Source organism: Clostridium omnivorum (assembly GCF_026012015.1).
GTDB lineage: Bacteria > Bacillota > Clostridia > Clostridiales > Clostridiaceae > Clostridium_AX > Clostridium_AX omnivorum.
This window is the reverse complement of the sequence record NZ_BRXR01000001.1, coordinates 150,900-165,391: the sequence shown is the minus strand read 5'-3', so window position 1 is coordinate 165,391 and position 14,492 is coordinate 150,900. Positions and strand designations below refer to the sequence as shown.

The following is a 14,492-nucleotide window of genomic DNA, read 5'->3' as shown; positions in this document are numbered from 1 at the left end:
TGTTTATTAATAAATTTAAGAAATACTATTGACAGATTTTACGTTATGGTTATAATATAAATAAATAACATAAAAGCTTTGATAAAGAGGAGTAAGGATTAAGGAGTATTAAGAGAGGAAAGCTCATGGGCTGTAAGGCTTTCTATACAAATTTTCTTGAAGGTAGCTTTGGAGCTTCTTTGCTGAGATTAGTAAGCAAAGACGGTTTGCTTAACCGTTAAATTTTTAAGAGCCTATCGACTTTGTCTGTAGGAAAAAAGGTGGTACCGCGAGTATGTCTTCGTCCTTTTAGGATGAAGGCTTTTTTTATGTTAATAAGCTTTGAATAATGCAGCTAAATTTATTCGTGTTATTTATAGTTTTTAATTTCTTATAAAAATATATTTTATTGGAGGAATTTAAATGGATGAATTAAAAAACATTTCAACTACTTATAATCCAAAAGAATTTGAAGACAAAATTTATAAAACTTGGGAAGAAAAAAGATATTTTACTCCTGAAGTTGATAAAAGTAAAAAGCCTTACACTATTGTGATGCCACCTCCAAATATAACTGGAAAGCTTCACTTAGGTCACGCTATTGACAATACCCTTCAAGACATATTAATAAGATTTAAGAGAATGCAAGGTTTTAGTACTCTCTGGTTACCAGGCGAAGATCACGCTAGCATAGCTACTGAAGTAAAGGTAGAAAATGAATTGTTAAAACAAGGGCTTAAGAAAAAGGAAATGGGAAGGGAAGCTTTCCTTGAAAAAGTTTGGGAATGGACCGATGAATATAGGGAGAGAATAAGGCAACAACTTAAAAAGATGGGAGTATCTGCTGACTTTACAAGAGAAAGCTTTACTATGGACGAAAACTTGAATAAAGCTGTTAAAACTGTATTTGTTAAACTTTATAATGAAGGTCTTATTTACCAAGGTAATAGGATAACAAATTGGTGTCCAAAATGTAAAACTGCTCTTTCTGATGCCGAAATTGAGTATAGCGAGATGGCAGGACATTTTTGGCATATCAAATATCCGGTTGTAGGAAGTAATGAATCTTTAGAAATTGCTACTACAAGACCAGAAACAATGCTTGGAGATACTGCTGTAGCTGTAAATCCAAAGGATGAAAGATATACCCATTTAGTAGGAAAAACTTTAATGCTTCCTTTAGTGGGCAGAGAAATACCAATAATTGCTGATGATTATGTAGATTTAGAATTTGGAACAGGTGCTGTAAAGATAACACCTGCTCATGACCCAAATGATTATCAAGTAGGAAAAAGACACAATCTTCCTGAAATAGTAATGCTAAATGAAGATGGAACTATTAGCAGCAATGGTGGAAAATACGCTGGAATGGATAGATATGAAGCTAGAAAAGCTATTGTTAAGGATTTAGAGGAGCAGGGCTATCTAGTAAAGATTAAGGAACATGTTCATAATGTTGGATGTCATGATCGTTGTAATACAACTGTAGAACCAATGATATCAAAACAATGGTATGTAAAGATGGAGAGTCTTGCAAAGCCTGCAATAGATGCTGTAAAGGATAAAAAGGTAAAATTTGTACCTGAAAGGTTTGAAAAGACATACTTTAACTGGATGGAAAATATTCAGGATTGGTGTATATCAAGACAGCTGTGGTGGGGACACAGAATCCCAGTATGGTATTGTAAGGACTGCGGTGAAATGATAGTAACTGTAGAGGAACCAAAAACTTGTACTAAATGTAATAGTTCAAATTTAGTACAGGATAAAGATGTACTAGATACTTGGTTTAGTTCAGCATTATGGCCATTCTCAACACTAGGTTGGCCTGACAATACAGAGGACTTAAAGTATTTTTATCCAACAAGTACACTTGTAACTGGATATGACATTATATTCTTTTGGGTTGCGAGAATGATATTCTCTGGAATTCATAATATGAATGAAGTTCCATTTGATACTGTTTTAATTCATGGACTTGTTAGAGATGCTGAAGGAAGAAAAATGTCCAAATCATTAGGAAATGGAGTAGACCCATTAGACGTAATTGAACAATATGGAGCTGATGCATTAAGATTCATGCTAATTACAGGAAACGCACCAGGTAATGATATAAGATTCCAAATGGAAAAAGTTGAAGCAGCTAGAAACTTTGCAAATAAAATTTGGAATGCATCTAGATTTGTTATGATGAATCTAGACAGAGAGATTATGAACAAATATAAAGATAGTACTAGTTATACAGAAGCTGATAAATGGATACTTTCAAGATTAAATACTATTGTTAAGGAAGTTACAGATAATCTTGAAAAGTATGAAATAGGTATAGCTTCACAGAAGTTATATGACTTTATCTGGACTGAATTTTGTGACTGGTATATAGAATTGGCAAAACCTGTACTATATGGTGAAGATGAAGCTCAGAAGGGAGTAACCTTTAATGTGCTTTATAAGGTACTAACTACAAGTCTTCAGCTTTTACACCCAATTATGCCATTTATAACTGAGGAAATATACACTCACTTAGCTACTGAGTATGATTCTATTACAATATCAAAATGGCCTGAGTACAATGAGGCTCTTAATAATAAAGAATCAGAAATTAACATGGAATATATTATTGATGCAATAAGAGCTATAAGAAACGTAAGAGCTGAAATGAATGTGCCACCTTCAAGAAAAGCAAAATTGATGGTATATGTATCAACTGAAGCAAAAGAGGCGATTGAAGGAGGAACAGTTTATTTTGAAAAGCTTGCATCTGCTGCTGCAGTAGAATTTATTACATCAAAGGAGCAGGTTCCAGAAAATGCTGTATCCATTATAGCTAAAGGAGCAGAAATATTTATTCCTCTTCTTGATTTAATAGATAGGGAAAAAGAAATTGAAAGACTGAATAAAGAAAAAACTAAATTAATATCAGAAATTGAAAGAGTAGAAAAGAAGCTTTCAAATGAAAAGTTTGTAAGTAAAGCTCCTGAAGCAGTTGTTCAGGAAGAAAAGGCAAAAGGCGAAAAGTATAAAGAAATGTTAAATGCTGTGATTCAAAGAATTGAAAGCTTATAATTATTAACAACAGATGAAGGTATAAATTCTAGATTTACACCTTCATCTTTGTTTAAATATTTTAAGTAGAGATTTTTAAGGAAATTGACTGATTTAACTCTTAAATGAGTAATATAAATGAAATAAAAGGTGACAAATATGAATTATGATGAGGCAATGGCTTATATAAAGAATACCGCAAAGTTTGGAAGTAATTATGGTCTCAGCAGAACTGAAAAAATACTAGAGCTTTTAGGAAATCCTCATAAGAAATTAAAGTGCATACATATTGGTGGTACAAATGGAAAAGGTTCAACTACAGCAATGCTTGAGGCTATCCTAAGAGAAGCAGGCTTTAAAACTGGAATGTATATTTCTCCATTTATAGAGGAATTTGAGGAAAGAATACAGATTAATGGCGAAAATATTCCAAAGGAGCATTTGACCTCGGTGGTAACAGAGGTATCCAAGGCTGTTGATGATGTAATAAATCTTGGATTTGATCAACCTACCGAGTTTGAAATAATAACCTGTGCTATGTTCTTATACTTTTATAAAATGAAAGTTGATTATGCTATCATTGAAGTTGGACTTGGAGGAAGACTAGATTCAACAAATGTAATTACCCCAATATTAAGTATTATTACTTCCATAAGCTACGACCATATGGCTATATTGGGAGATACATTAGAAAAAATTGCTTATGAAAAGGCTGGAATTATAAAAGATGAGATACCATTAATATTATATCCTCAGACTGAGGAAAGTTTACAAGTTATAAGGGAAAAGTGCATTGAAAAAAAATCTGATATGATACTTGTGCCACATGATTGTGTAAACCTAAAAGAAATTACAATGAATTCAAAGGGTGAATATCATCAAAAAATTGTAATTAAAACTGTGAAGCATGATTATAGCTTAAATCTAGCTCTATTAGGAAAACATCAGCTGCTGAATTGTGCTACTGTAATATATGCTGTTGAATATCTGATATCCAAAGGTGTACAGATTGATAGGAATCACATATCCTCAGCTCTCGAAAAAGTTAAATGGCCAGGTAGAATGGAGATTATGTCTATAAATCCATTAGTTATTATTGATGGTGCTCATAATATAGATGGAATTAGAAAACTTACTGAAAGTGTTACAACTTATTTTTCTTATAATAATTTGGTGCTTATTTTAGGAATTTTAGCGGATAAGCAGGTGGAGCAAATGGTTCAAACTATTGTTCCTAAAGCAAAAAAAATTGTTGCTGTTACTCCAAATTCTAATAGAGCAGAATTAGGGGCAGAGCTGGCTGAAGTGATAAAAAGGTATAATAATAATGTTGAAGTAGTAGAAGATTATAGTGAAGCACTTAAAATTGGGATGAACAGCTGTGAAACGGAGGACATATTATTAGTATGTGGTTCTTTATACATGATTGGAGGAATGAGAGGAATAATTAAGAAGGGTGATTACTTCAAAAAAAAATAAATACTCTTCTAATTAGCACTATATAAGTAATAAAACTACTTTGTAGAAATAAAAATAAACTAACGGGTTCTGTTTAATATTATATTAAACAGAACCCGTTTTAATTACCCATTTGTTTTATTAATTATTAATGCTTCTAAAGCTCTAGCAAATTGGTCTGGGCAAGAGGTGTCTCCTTGACATTTAATGCCTTTTAATTTTGATATAGCTTCTTCAACTTCCACTCCCTCAAGTAATCTGGACATTCCTTGAAGATTTCCATTACAGCCATTTACAAATGATACATTACAAATCTTATTGTCAATCACCTCAAAATTTATTGCTTTTGCACATACACCGGTTGGTTTATAACTATACATCTTATACCTCTCTTGCTACAAATTATCATATAAATTATATATTGAAAAAGTTAATATTGTCAAACATGTCCATTAACAGATTAGGAAATATTTCATATTATATAGTATTATGGGGGTGATTGAATTGAACTGCCTTTATGTTTGTAATACATCTTCAGATTGTATATCGAAGGTAGATTTAACAGTATTTAAGGAAGAAAATAGAATACCAGTTAGTGCAAATAAGCTAATAAGAACAGGGCCACATGGTATTAGCGTTTATAATGATGAACTTTTAGTAGCAAATAGTTATGGAAATAGTCTTTCAAAAATCAATATAAAGACACAAAAAGAAATTGAATGCTTTTATATTGGATCTCATTGTAATGATGTAGCTGTAAATCAGAGCGATGCATATGTAATATGTGGAGAACTTAATAATGTAATTGTTTTTAATTTAATTAAGAATAAAATTGTTGAGGAAATTCCTTGTGGTAATCTACCCCATAGTATTAGTAAGAATAAAAGTAATGATCTTATTGTTATTTCAAACATGGAAAGCGATAGTGTTACAGTAATTGATACAATAAGTATGAATGTTATAAAAAATATTAAAGTTGGACCTTATCCAACAAATGCAATATTTACATCGGATAATAAATGGATTTTAGTTTGTGAAAGTAATTTAGGTTCCAATAATAATGGAAGTATTTCTATAATTGACTTAAAAACTTATGAAGTTTGTGGCAGAATTTGTGTTGGAAATTCACCTGTATACATTTGTTCAGAAGGTAATGAAGGATATGTATCTAATTTTGGAGAAGGTACAATAAGCGTAATTGATTTAGAAGTAAAAAAAGAAAAAGGTAAATTTTATGTAGGAGGAATGCCTAGAGGAATTATAAAACATGAGAATTATCTATATATAGGGGATAATTATAATAATCTATTGCTAAGAATAGATATATTAAAGAAAAACAAAAAAGCCATATCCATAGGCGGCGAACCTACAGGAATGACTCTTATTTAGTCGGCTATTAAAAGTTGAACAATTTTATTATAGAGATCGGAAGAATTACTCTTCCATTTATCACAGAGCTCTCTTGCCTGTTTATTTGAGGCCACATTGAGTTTTAAATCTATTAAAATTACATTGTTTTCAAATGCACGTAGATTTACTATAAAATTGTTTGAACCTTCTATTGTATAGTCAGCTGAAACAGTAACTTCTTTTTTGATGTTCTGTAAATGATTTTTTAAATATGCATCTATAGCATCTTTCTTATTCTGAGAAAGCCTGCTCTCAAATAATGAAAGAACTTTGTTTCCTTTATCAGTGATATTCAGTCTGTGCTTATTATCATCCATAATTTGAACTAAAAAACCGGAGGACAATAGCTCGCTAATATACTGCTGCAAAGTAAAATAATTAATAAAATTATTTTCCAAAATAATCTGTGTAATTTGATTTTTTGAGATAGGAAACTTTATCTTATTGAAGATGTATAATAAAAGAAGCTTATGCTCAGCTAATTCTAAAGTATCTTCAAACATGTCTTATCCCCCTTTAAAATTTAGCTATACTTTATTATAACATAAAAAGCACCGAAGTAAATCGGTGCTTTTTATGTTATTTATGGTGTTTTTCCGTTTAGCATTTCGTTTTCTGCCATAGAGATAAGTCTTTTTACCATCTCTCCGCCAACTTTACCACAATTTTTAGAACTAACGCTTCCCCAATAATCCTCAGACCCTTGATGAACGCCTAAATCCATATCTTCAGCTATTTCATATTTCATATTATCTAATAAGGAATGTACCTCTGGAACAAGCTGAGTTCTTCCGCTTCCTGTTCTTCCTTGAGCCATTTTTATTCCTCCTTTATATGTATTTGTATATATATTTTGTGTCCCCGTTGAAAGTTTATACTGTGGAATCAAAGCCATATAAGGATAACATATCCACCATCATTAATAAGTGTTATATATTGTAAATAAAAAATCATATAATCATATTGAAAGAATACAATTATATAGAAATAAAAAAGGAGGAGAAATATGAAAAACACAGATAGAAACAGTGTGAAAAAAATATTATTAGCATTGACTCTTCTGCTTGTAAGCACAGTTGTGTCTATAGGAATTAACTATAAATATACTGGTGTTTTTAAAATTGAAAGCAGAAAACTTCCAATTTATTGTGTAGATTCTAAAGATAAAAAAGTTGCTATTACTTTTGACGTAAGCTGGGGAAATGATAATACTGATAAGCTTCTAGATATTTTGGACAAATATGATGTAAAGGCCACTTTTTTTATTGTAGGGGGATGGATAGACCAGAACGAGGATAAAGTAAGTGAAATAAAAAAACGAGGGCATGAGATAGGAAATCACAGCAATAAGCACCCTGACATGACTAAAATGTCAAGAGATGGGATAATACAAGATATAAATACCTGTGATGCCAAGTTAATGAAAATTATTGGAGAAGATACAAAATTGTTTAGATGCCCTGAGGGGGCTTATAACAATTTAGTAATTGATGCTGCAGAAAGCACAAATCATTATTGTATTCAGTGGGATGTTGACAGTATTGACTGGAAAGAAAATGGCGCTGATATTGAATATAATAGAGTTATGAAAGCAGTAAAGCCTGGTTCTATTATTTTATTTCATAATAATGCAAAGTACACTCCTGAGACACTTCCTAAAATAATAGAAAATTTAAAATCACAAGGATATAGCTTTGTTAAGGCGGGAGACTTAATTTACAAGGAGAACTATAAAATTGATTTATCTGGCAAACAAATACAAAAATAGATATTGTTGAAATATATATAATTAATGTATTATAATGGAAGCATACTATTTCTTTAATCGTTTAAAATAATCCTAAAAATTATATATATAAAAGGTAATATTTTAAACTTTATTTGAATAATTATATTTTGTATGATAATTGAAACTAAGGGAAAGAGGGGTTATGATGGACAATTTAATGTTAAACAATAAGATCTATTTAGAAGGAAAAATTGCAGGTGAACTAGAATTTAGCCATGAGATGTATGGTGAGGGTTTTTATACTTTTAAGCTTGAAGTACAAAGGCTAAGCGATGCAAAGGATAATCTAACTATTACTGTATCTGAAAGACTTATAACTGGTATGGACTTGAAGATAGGTACAGATGTAATTGTTGAAGGACAGTTAAGGTCTTATAATAAATTTCAAGATGGGGCCAATAGATTAATACTTTCGGTTTTTGCAAGGAATGTAGAGTTTTGCATTGAAAAGAGTAAGAATCCTAATCAAATATTCCTTGATGGTTATATATGCAAGCAGCCTGTATATAGGACTACCCCTTTTGGTAGAGAAATTGCAGATATGCTATTAGCAGTAAATAGAGCTTATAATAAATCTGACTACATCCCTACTATTGCTTGGGGAAGAAACTCAAGATTTTGCCAAACCTTAAAAGTAGGAGATAATATCAAAATTTGGGGGAGACTACAAAGCAGAGAATATGAGAAAAAAATATCTGATACAGAAACAATTAAGAAAATAGCATATGAGGTTTCCATATCTAAAATGGAAAAGGCAAATAAAGAAGATGGAACAACCATTTCCTCTGAAGATATGCCTTTGGAATAATTGTAAATTATAAAAGCAATGAGCAGACATTTGCTCATTGCTTCTATTTTCTTAGGTCATCTAAAATTTGAGTTTTATCTTTTGTTTTATCATCTACTATTTTAATTATTTTTGCAGGTGTTCCTGCTACTACTACACCTGATGGCACATCCTCTACTACTACAGCACCAGCAGCAACAACAGAACCTTTGCCAACTTTAACACCTTCTAGGATAACGGCATTAGCTCCTATAAGCACATCATCTTCAATAATACATGGATCTTTACTTGGTGGTTCTAAAACACCAGCTACTACAGCTCCAGCACCAAGATGGACTCTCTTGCCAATTTTACCTCTTGCACCTACTACAGCGTTCATGTCAATCATGGCACCTTCGCCAATTTCTGCACCTATGTTTATCACAGCACCCATCATTATAACTGCATTATTGTCTATTATTACTTTATCCCTTATAATAGCGCCTGGTTCTATTCTTGCATTAAAATTGGAGTAATCCGCAAGTGGAATGGCTGAGTTTCTTCTGTCATTTTCTAATTTATATTTATTTACTTTTGATTTATTCTCTTCTAAAAAGCTAATAATTTCTTGATGCTCTCCAAATAAAACATAGAAGTTGCCTTCGCCAAATGCGTTTATATTGCGAAAATCACAATCTTGTAGATTACCCTCTACGTATGCTTTTACAGGAGTGGTTTTTTGTGCTTCTTTTATGAATCGTGCTATTTCATATGGATCGGTCAAATTATAACTCATTTCTATTCCTCCTAGGTTTGATTATTTAGATTGTTGTCTACATAAATAATAGTAAAACTTATACTTTATAATTATAATAAATAATGGAAATAAATTAAAGGGGGAAATCTAAATAAAACATAAGCTTTTAAAAAGCATTAAATAAGTATATAATTAAGCTGTCTTGAAAATGGCATTTTACTAATATAGAGAGTGAGGTAATATATTATGACTGAGCTTAAAAAAGGGTATGTTCAAATATATACTGGCAACGGGAAAGGAAAGACCACTGCAGCAGTGGGGCTAGCAGTCAGAGCAGCAGGAAATGAGTATAATGTATATATGGTTCAATTTTTAAAGGGATCCAGCACTGGTGAACTAAAAAGTGCAGAGAAGCTAGCACCATATTTTAATATATTTAGATTTGAGAAAAAGAGAGGATTTTTCTGGACTCTAAATGATGAAGAAAAAGCAGAGCTAAAATTAGAAATACAAAAAGCGTATGATTTTTGCTGTACCGTACTTAAGGAAAGAAAATGTGACATACTTATAATGGATGAGGTAATGGGAGCTTTACATAATAATTTAATAACAGAAGAGCAATTACTGCAGCTTATAGATTTAAAACCAGAGAACATGGAACTAATACTTACTGGAAGAAACGTTCCTTCTGAAATAGCAGCGAAGGCTGATCTTATTACAGAGATGAAGGATATTAAACATTATTTTGATATAGGAGTCCCTGCTAGGGAAGGAATAGAATATTAACTAGTTTAAGAGGTGATTCATCATAGATTGCATATCAAATAACGTAAATAAAATTGAAATATCAGGGATAAGAAAATTTTATAATAAAGTAGCTTTAGTGCCAGAAGCTATTTCATTAACCTTGGGCCAACCAGATTTTAAGGTTCCTGATAGAATTAAAAAGGCAATGATAGATGCTATTAATGAGGATAAAACTGAATATACCTCAAACATTGGTCTTTTTCAATTAAGAGAGCATATTGCTCAGTATCTTTTATCTTTTAAAATAAAATACTCGCCTGAGGAAATATGTTTAACCATAGGAGGAAGTGAGGCTTTATTAGCTGTATTTACAGCATTAGTCAATGCTGGAGATAAGGTGCTAATTCCTAATGTTGCTTACCCTGCCTATGACAGTTGCATAAAATTATTGGGAGGAAATGTAGTAAATTATCCATTAAACCAGGACTTCACTATGGATATTTCTTCTCTAGAAAATATAATTGATAATGAAAAACCTAAAATTATGGTTTTGTCTTATCCTTCAAATCCTACTGGTGCTACACTGTCAAAGGACGATAGAGATAAATTGCATAGCATTATATTAAATAAAAATATAATGGTTGTAACAGATGAGATATATAGTTCTCTTTGTTTTGAAGAAGAATATTATTCTATTTCGCAATTCTCAGATATAAGGGATAAAGTTATTTTTGTAGGCGGTTTTTCTAAAATGTTCTCAATGACAGGCTTAAGACTTGGATATCTTTGTGCAAATAAAGAAATAATGAAAAGTGTGCTGAAGGTTCATCAATATGCAGTGTCTTGTGCACCTTCAATTTCTCAATATGGTGCACTTGAAGGATTAAAAAATTGTTTAGATGAAGTGGAAAAAATGAGATGTGAATTCCAAAAAAGAAGAGACTACGTATATAATAGATTAAAACTAATTGGTTTTGATGTTGTTATGCCTAAAGGTGCCTTCTATATATTCCCTTCTGTAAAGAAATTTGGATTCAGTAGTGAGGAGTTTTGTGAGAGACTTTTAAATGATGCAAAAGTTGCTATAGTACCTGGATCGGCATTTGGACCAGGAGGAGAAGGATTTGCAAGAATTTCTTATTCCTATAGCATGGAGCAGCTGAAAGATGCATTGGATAGAATTGAAAAATTTATTAATGATAAACTATAAATCTCTAAGTACAAAACCCCGGAAAGTTTATAAAACTTCCGGGGTTTTGTACTTAGATGTGCATATAACTTTCAATAATGTTATCCATTGAATAGAGTCCTTCTGTTTTTTTGTTAATAAATTGACAAGCTTTAAGAGCACCTACTGCGAAAACTTCCCTAGACATAGCATAATGGCTAAGTTCAATTATTTCTCCTTGGCCAGCATAGATTACCTCATGATCTCCTACAATACTTCCACCTCTTATTGCGTGAATTCCAATATCCAAAGGCTGTCTCTTACCTATTCCATCTCTGCCATATACGAATTTAGTGGATTCAGGTATTGAATCCTTAATGGAATTAGCTAATAAGATTGCAGTTCCACTTGGAGCATCAACTTTTTGATTGTGATGTTTTTCAATTATTTCTATATCAAAATCCTTATAAAGAACGGGAGAAATTTTCTTTAATAAATTATTTATAAGATTGATTCCTAAGGACATGTTTGAGGATCTAAATATAGCTTGATGCTTAGATGCACTATTTATTATGTTAAGCTGTTCTTCGGTATAACCTGTAGTACATAGTACTAAAGGAACATTATTCTCTTTGGCATAGCTTAGCAAATCAGCTAAAGATTCTGGTCTTGAAAAATCTAGAATTACATCAACTTTTTCAGTTACTTCTTTTATTGAAGTAAAGGTGGTATATTCCATACTTACAGGGTTTTTATCTACACCAACAGCTATTCTAAGATCTGGAAAGTTTTTTATAGTTTGAGATATCATTGCGCCCATTTTACCACCGCAACCATTTAATAATATATTTATCATAGATTTACCTCCTTGTAATGTTTTAAGCATAAAATGTTTAACAATTGTATTATCTATTTGTAATTTAAGAAAATACAATTGTTAATAATATGCTTAGAAAATAGATATTTTGGAGCTATTCGCCTAGCTGCAAGCCATAAGAATTTAATTCTTTCTTCAATATAGAAAGGTTACCTTCTGTCATATCACAAAGAGGGAGTCTTAAGCTGCCTACTTTCATACCTAGTAAATTCATTGCTGTCTTTATAGGAATTGGATTTGTTTCAATAAAAACAGCATCATTTAAGGCTAAGGTATCTAGCTGAATTTTAAGAGCAGATTTTAAATCACCCTTTAGAAAACTATCACACATATGGTGGATTTCCTTAGGTATAATGTTTGCAAGAACTGAAATTACTCCTATACCTCCAACTGCCATTATAGCAACTGTCTGGTCATCATTTCCAGAGTATATATCCATTCTATCTCCGCAAAGAGCTTTTATTTGAGCTATTTGACTTATGTTTCCACTGGCTTCTTTAACAGCTACTATGTTGTCAAATTGGCATAGTTCTTTTAGGGTCTTAGGCAAAAGATTCATACCAGTTCTTGAAGGTACATTATATGCTATGATAGGTAAGGATACGCTGGTTGCAATAGCTTTAAAATGTTCTACAAGTCCTTTTTGTGTAGTTTTATTATAATAAGGAGTTATAACTAGTAGTGCATCAACACCAATACTTTCTGCCCATTGACTCATTTTGATGGATGCTGCAGTGTTGTTAGACCCAGTACCTGCTATAACAGGAATTCTTTTATTAACCTTACCTACAGTGAATTTTATTGTTTCTTTTCTTTCATCTTCTGTCATAGTGGATGCTTCACCAGTAGTACCGCAAATTATTATAGCATCAGTTTTGTTTGAAATATGCCATTCAATTAGTTCTCCAAGTTTTTCAAAATCTACTCCTCTTTCGTTAAAAGGGGTTACTATTGCTACCCCAGAACCTTTGAAAATACTCATAAATATACCTCCTTTTGCTGAGCCTATTTTATAGGATCGCAAGTGTTAATACTTAATATTAAAATAAATGTCTCAATATACTACAATATATGAATTTTTAAACTTTTTGTTATTTACTTTCGTTTATAATACTTTCTGCAATTTGTATTGCATTTGAAGCAGCACCTTTTCGAATATTGTCTGCTACAACCCAGAGGTTTAATCCATTATCGATGCTATAATCTCTTCTTATTCTTCCTATATATACTTCATCGTGTCCTTCAGCATTTATAGGCATTGGATAAACATTGTTCTTCACATCATCTTGTAAAATAATGCCTTTTGAATTCTTATATAGTTCAAATATGTCTTCAATTTCAAAAGGATTTTTAAGTTCTATGTTAATACTTTCACTATGTCCGTAGTAAACTGGAACTCTTACTGTTGTAGCTGTTATTCTTAATTTATCGTCATGCATTATTTTTTTGGTTTCTTCAATCATTTTAATTTCTTCCTTCGTATAGCCATTTTCTAAAAATACATCTATATGTGGAAGAATATTATTTGCTATAGGATGAGGGTATTTTTTAGGGGAAGCACCGTTTAATCCTTCTTTTAAGTCTGAGTAACCACCAAGACCTGACCCGGATACTGCTTGATATGTGGAGTAAATAATTCTCTTAATTCCATATTTATCAATTAATGGTTTTAGTGCAACTACAGCTTGAATTGTGGAACAATTTGGATTGGCAATTATTCCTTTATGCCACTTTATATCCTCAGGATTAACTTCTGGCACTACCAAAGGGACTTCAGAATTCATTCTCCATGCGCTGCTATTATCAATTACTACTGCGTTATATTTTGCAAATATAGGCGCAAAAGTTAAACTTGTGTCACCTCCTGCGGAAAAAAGAGCAAAGTCAATTTGTTTATTTGAAATATTATCCTCAATAAGCTCTTCAACAACGATTTCCTGATCCTTAAAAGTAAGCTTTTTTCCTGCTGAACGTTTTGAAGCAAAAAAATAAAGGTTATTTACAGGAAAGTTTCTTTGTTCAAGTACTTCTATGAACTTTCTTCCAACCATCCCTGTAGCTCCAACTACTGCAACATTGTATTTCATATTTATTCCTCCTTTAAAATTATTTGGCCTCGGAAACACTGGATAACTTATTCATGTCGGTTCCCATAGGCAAGTCTCTGGGGTAGTTTATCTAATTATCATTAGATAAACTACCCGTTAAAGGTCATTTAGACCTTTAACCCCGAAAAAATCCATTTGGGACTTTAGCCTCCAAAAAAATCTTTACTATATTATATAACTAAAGATAAAAAAATTACATACAATTATCATAGAAATTTTAATAAAATAATGTTTCATATTTATTGTGGATATTATTTTATGATTATAGTTATATTAATAAGGAAGTATTATGTAATTAATAGTGTATAAAATATATTTATGAAAAATAAAATATATTAACACTCCTAAAAAAACGAAGGCAATAATTCATTGGTTGGAATATTTGAAA

The 14,492-nt window shown here is 31.4% G+C and carries 14 protein-coding genes and 1 other annotated feature; of the genes, 7 read left to right on the top strand and 7 right to left on the bottom strand.

The genetic code is table 11. The features are described 5' to 3' along the window. The first annotated feature begins 69 nt into the window (after window positions 1-69). Window positions 70-291: a binding site (T-box leader), on the top strand. Window positions 292-402: 111 nt separating this feature from the next. Further along, the gene (locus bsdE14_RS00800; protein WP_264848010.1) at window positions 403-3,045 is read left to right on the top strand and encodes a valine--tRNA ligase; all 2,643 of its coding nucleotides are present in this window, start codon (window positions 403-405) and stop codon (window positions 3,043-3,045) included. A 138-nt stretch (window positions 3,046-3,183) separates the two neighbouring features. Then, on the top strand, window positions 3,184-4,503 hold the full coding sequence (locus tag bsdE14_RS00795; RefSeq protein WP_264848009.1) for a bifunctional folylpolyglutamate synthase/dihydrofolate synthase: 1,320 nt from the start codon (window positions 3,184-3,186) through the stop codon (window positions 4,501-4,503). Window positions 4,504-4,607: 104 nt separating this feature from the next. Here the strand turns inward: bsdE14_RS00795 and bsdE14_RS00790 are convergent, their stop codons facing one another. After that, complete coding sequence (locus bsdE14_RS00790) at window positions 4,608-4,862, bottom strand: TIGR03905 family TSCPD domain-containing protein (RefSeq protein WP_264848008.1); 255 nt, start codon at window positions 4,860-4,862, stop codon at window positions 4,608-4,610. Window positions 4,863-4,986: 124 nt separating this feature from the next. Here bsdE14_RS00790 and bsdE14_RS00785 point away from each other — a divergent pair, with 124 nt between their 5' ends. Continuing rightward, window positions 4,987-5,871: a YncE family protein gene (locus tag bsdE14_RS00785; protein WP_264848007.1), complete on the top strand. Its 885-nt coding sequence runs from the start codon at window positions 4,987-4,989 to the stop codon at window positions 5,869-5,871. On the opposite strand, the gene bsdE14_RS00780 is transcribed toward bsdE14_RS00785, so the two are convergent. Further along, the gene (locus tag bsdE14_RS00780) at window positions 5,868-6,395 is read right to left on the bottom strand and encodes a DUF4364 family protein (RefSeq protein WP_264848006.1); all 528 of its coding nucleotides are present in this window, start codon (window positions 6,393-6,395) and stop codon (window positions 5,868-5,870) included. The two genes, bsdE14_RS00785 and bsdE14_RS00780, sit on opposite strands and share 4 nt — an antisense overlap. A gap of 80 nt (window positions 6,396-6,475) precedes the next feature. Next, on the bottom strand, window positions 6,476-6,709 hold the full coding sequence (locus tag bsdE14_RS00775) for an alpha/beta-type small acid-soluble spore protein (protein ID WP_264848005.1): 234 nt from the start codon (window positions 6,707-6,709) through the stop codon (window positions 6,476-6,478). Between the two features lie 189 nt (window positions 6,710-6,898). On the opposite strand from bsdE14_RS00775, the gene pdaB reads away from it, so the two are divergent. Both pdaB and bsdE14_RS00765 read left to right on the top strand, forming a co-directional pair. Continuing rightward, window positions 6,899-7,660 carry a polysaccharide deacetylase family sporulation protein PdaB gene (pdaB, locus tag bsdE14_RS00770; RefSeq protein ID WP_264848004.1) on the top strand — a complete coding sequence of 254 codons (762 nt, stop codon included), beginning with the start codon at window positions 6,899-6,901 and terminating at the stop codon, window positions 7,658-7,660. A 166-nt stretch (window positions 7,661-7,826) separates the two neighbouring features. Further along, window positions 7,827-8,489, top strand: coding sequence for a single-stranded DNA-binding protein (locus bsdE14_RS00765; protein WP_264852194.1), 663 nt, complete (start codon window positions 7,827-7,829; stop codon window positions 8,487-8,489). Window positions 8,490-8,532: 43 nt separating this feature from the next. Here bsdE14_RS00765 and dapD read toward each other — a convergent pair whose 3' ends face one another. Further along, window positions 8,533-9,243 (bottom strand): 2,3,4,5-tetrahydropyridine-2,6-dicarboxylate N-acetyltransferase, encoded by a 711-nt coding sequence (dapD, locus tag bsdE14_RS00760; RefSeq protein ID WP_264848003.1) that lies wholly within the window; start codon window positions 9,241-9,243, stop codon window positions 8,533-8,535. Between the two features lie 207 nt (window positions 9,244-9,450). Between dapD and bsdE14_RS00755 the strand changes: the two genes are divergently transcribed. Then, window positions 9,451-9,990, top strand: coding sequence for a cob(I)yrinic acid a,c-diamide adenosyltransferase (locus bsdE14_RS00755; protein WP_264848002.1), 540 nt, complete (start codon window positions 9,451-9,453; stop codon window positions 9,988-9,990). A gap of 19 nt (window positions 9,991-10,009) precedes the next feature. Beyond that, window positions 10,010-11,161: a pyridoxal phosphate-dependent aminotransferase gene (locus bsdE14_RS00750; RefSeq protein WP_264852193.1), complete on the top strand. Its 1,152-nt coding sequence runs from the start codon at window positions 10,010-10,012 to the stop codon at window positions 11,159-11,161. Between the two features lie 52 nt (window positions 11,162-11,213). On the opposite strand, the gene dapB is transcribed toward bsdE14_RS00750, so the two are convergent. From dapB to bsdE14_RS00735, 3 genes are all read right to left on the bottom strand, one after another. Beyond that, on the bottom strand, window positions 11,214-11,975 hold the full coding sequence (gene dapB / locus bsdE14_RS00745; protein ID WP_264848001.1) for a 4-hydroxy-tetrahydrodipicolinate reductase: 762 nt from the start codon (window positions 11,973-11,975) through the stop codon (window positions 11,214-11,216). A gap of 115 nt (window positions 11,976-12,090) precedes the next feature. Beyond that, window positions 12,091-12,978, bottom strand: coding sequence for a 4-hydroxy-tetrahydrodipicolinate synthase (gene dapA / locus bsdE14_RS00740; protein ID WP_264848000.1), 888 nt, complete (start codon window positions 12,976-12,978; stop codon window positions 12,091-12,093). Window positions 12,979-13,087: 109 nt separating this feature from the next. Next, window positions 13,088-14,083 (bottom strand): aspartate-semialdehyde dehydrogenase, encoded by a 996-nt coding sequence (locus bsdE14_RS00735; RefSeq protein ID WP_264847999.1) that lies wholly within the window; start codon window positions 14,081-14,083, stop codon window positions 13,088-13,090. Window positions 14,084-14,492: the final 409 nt, after the last annotated feature.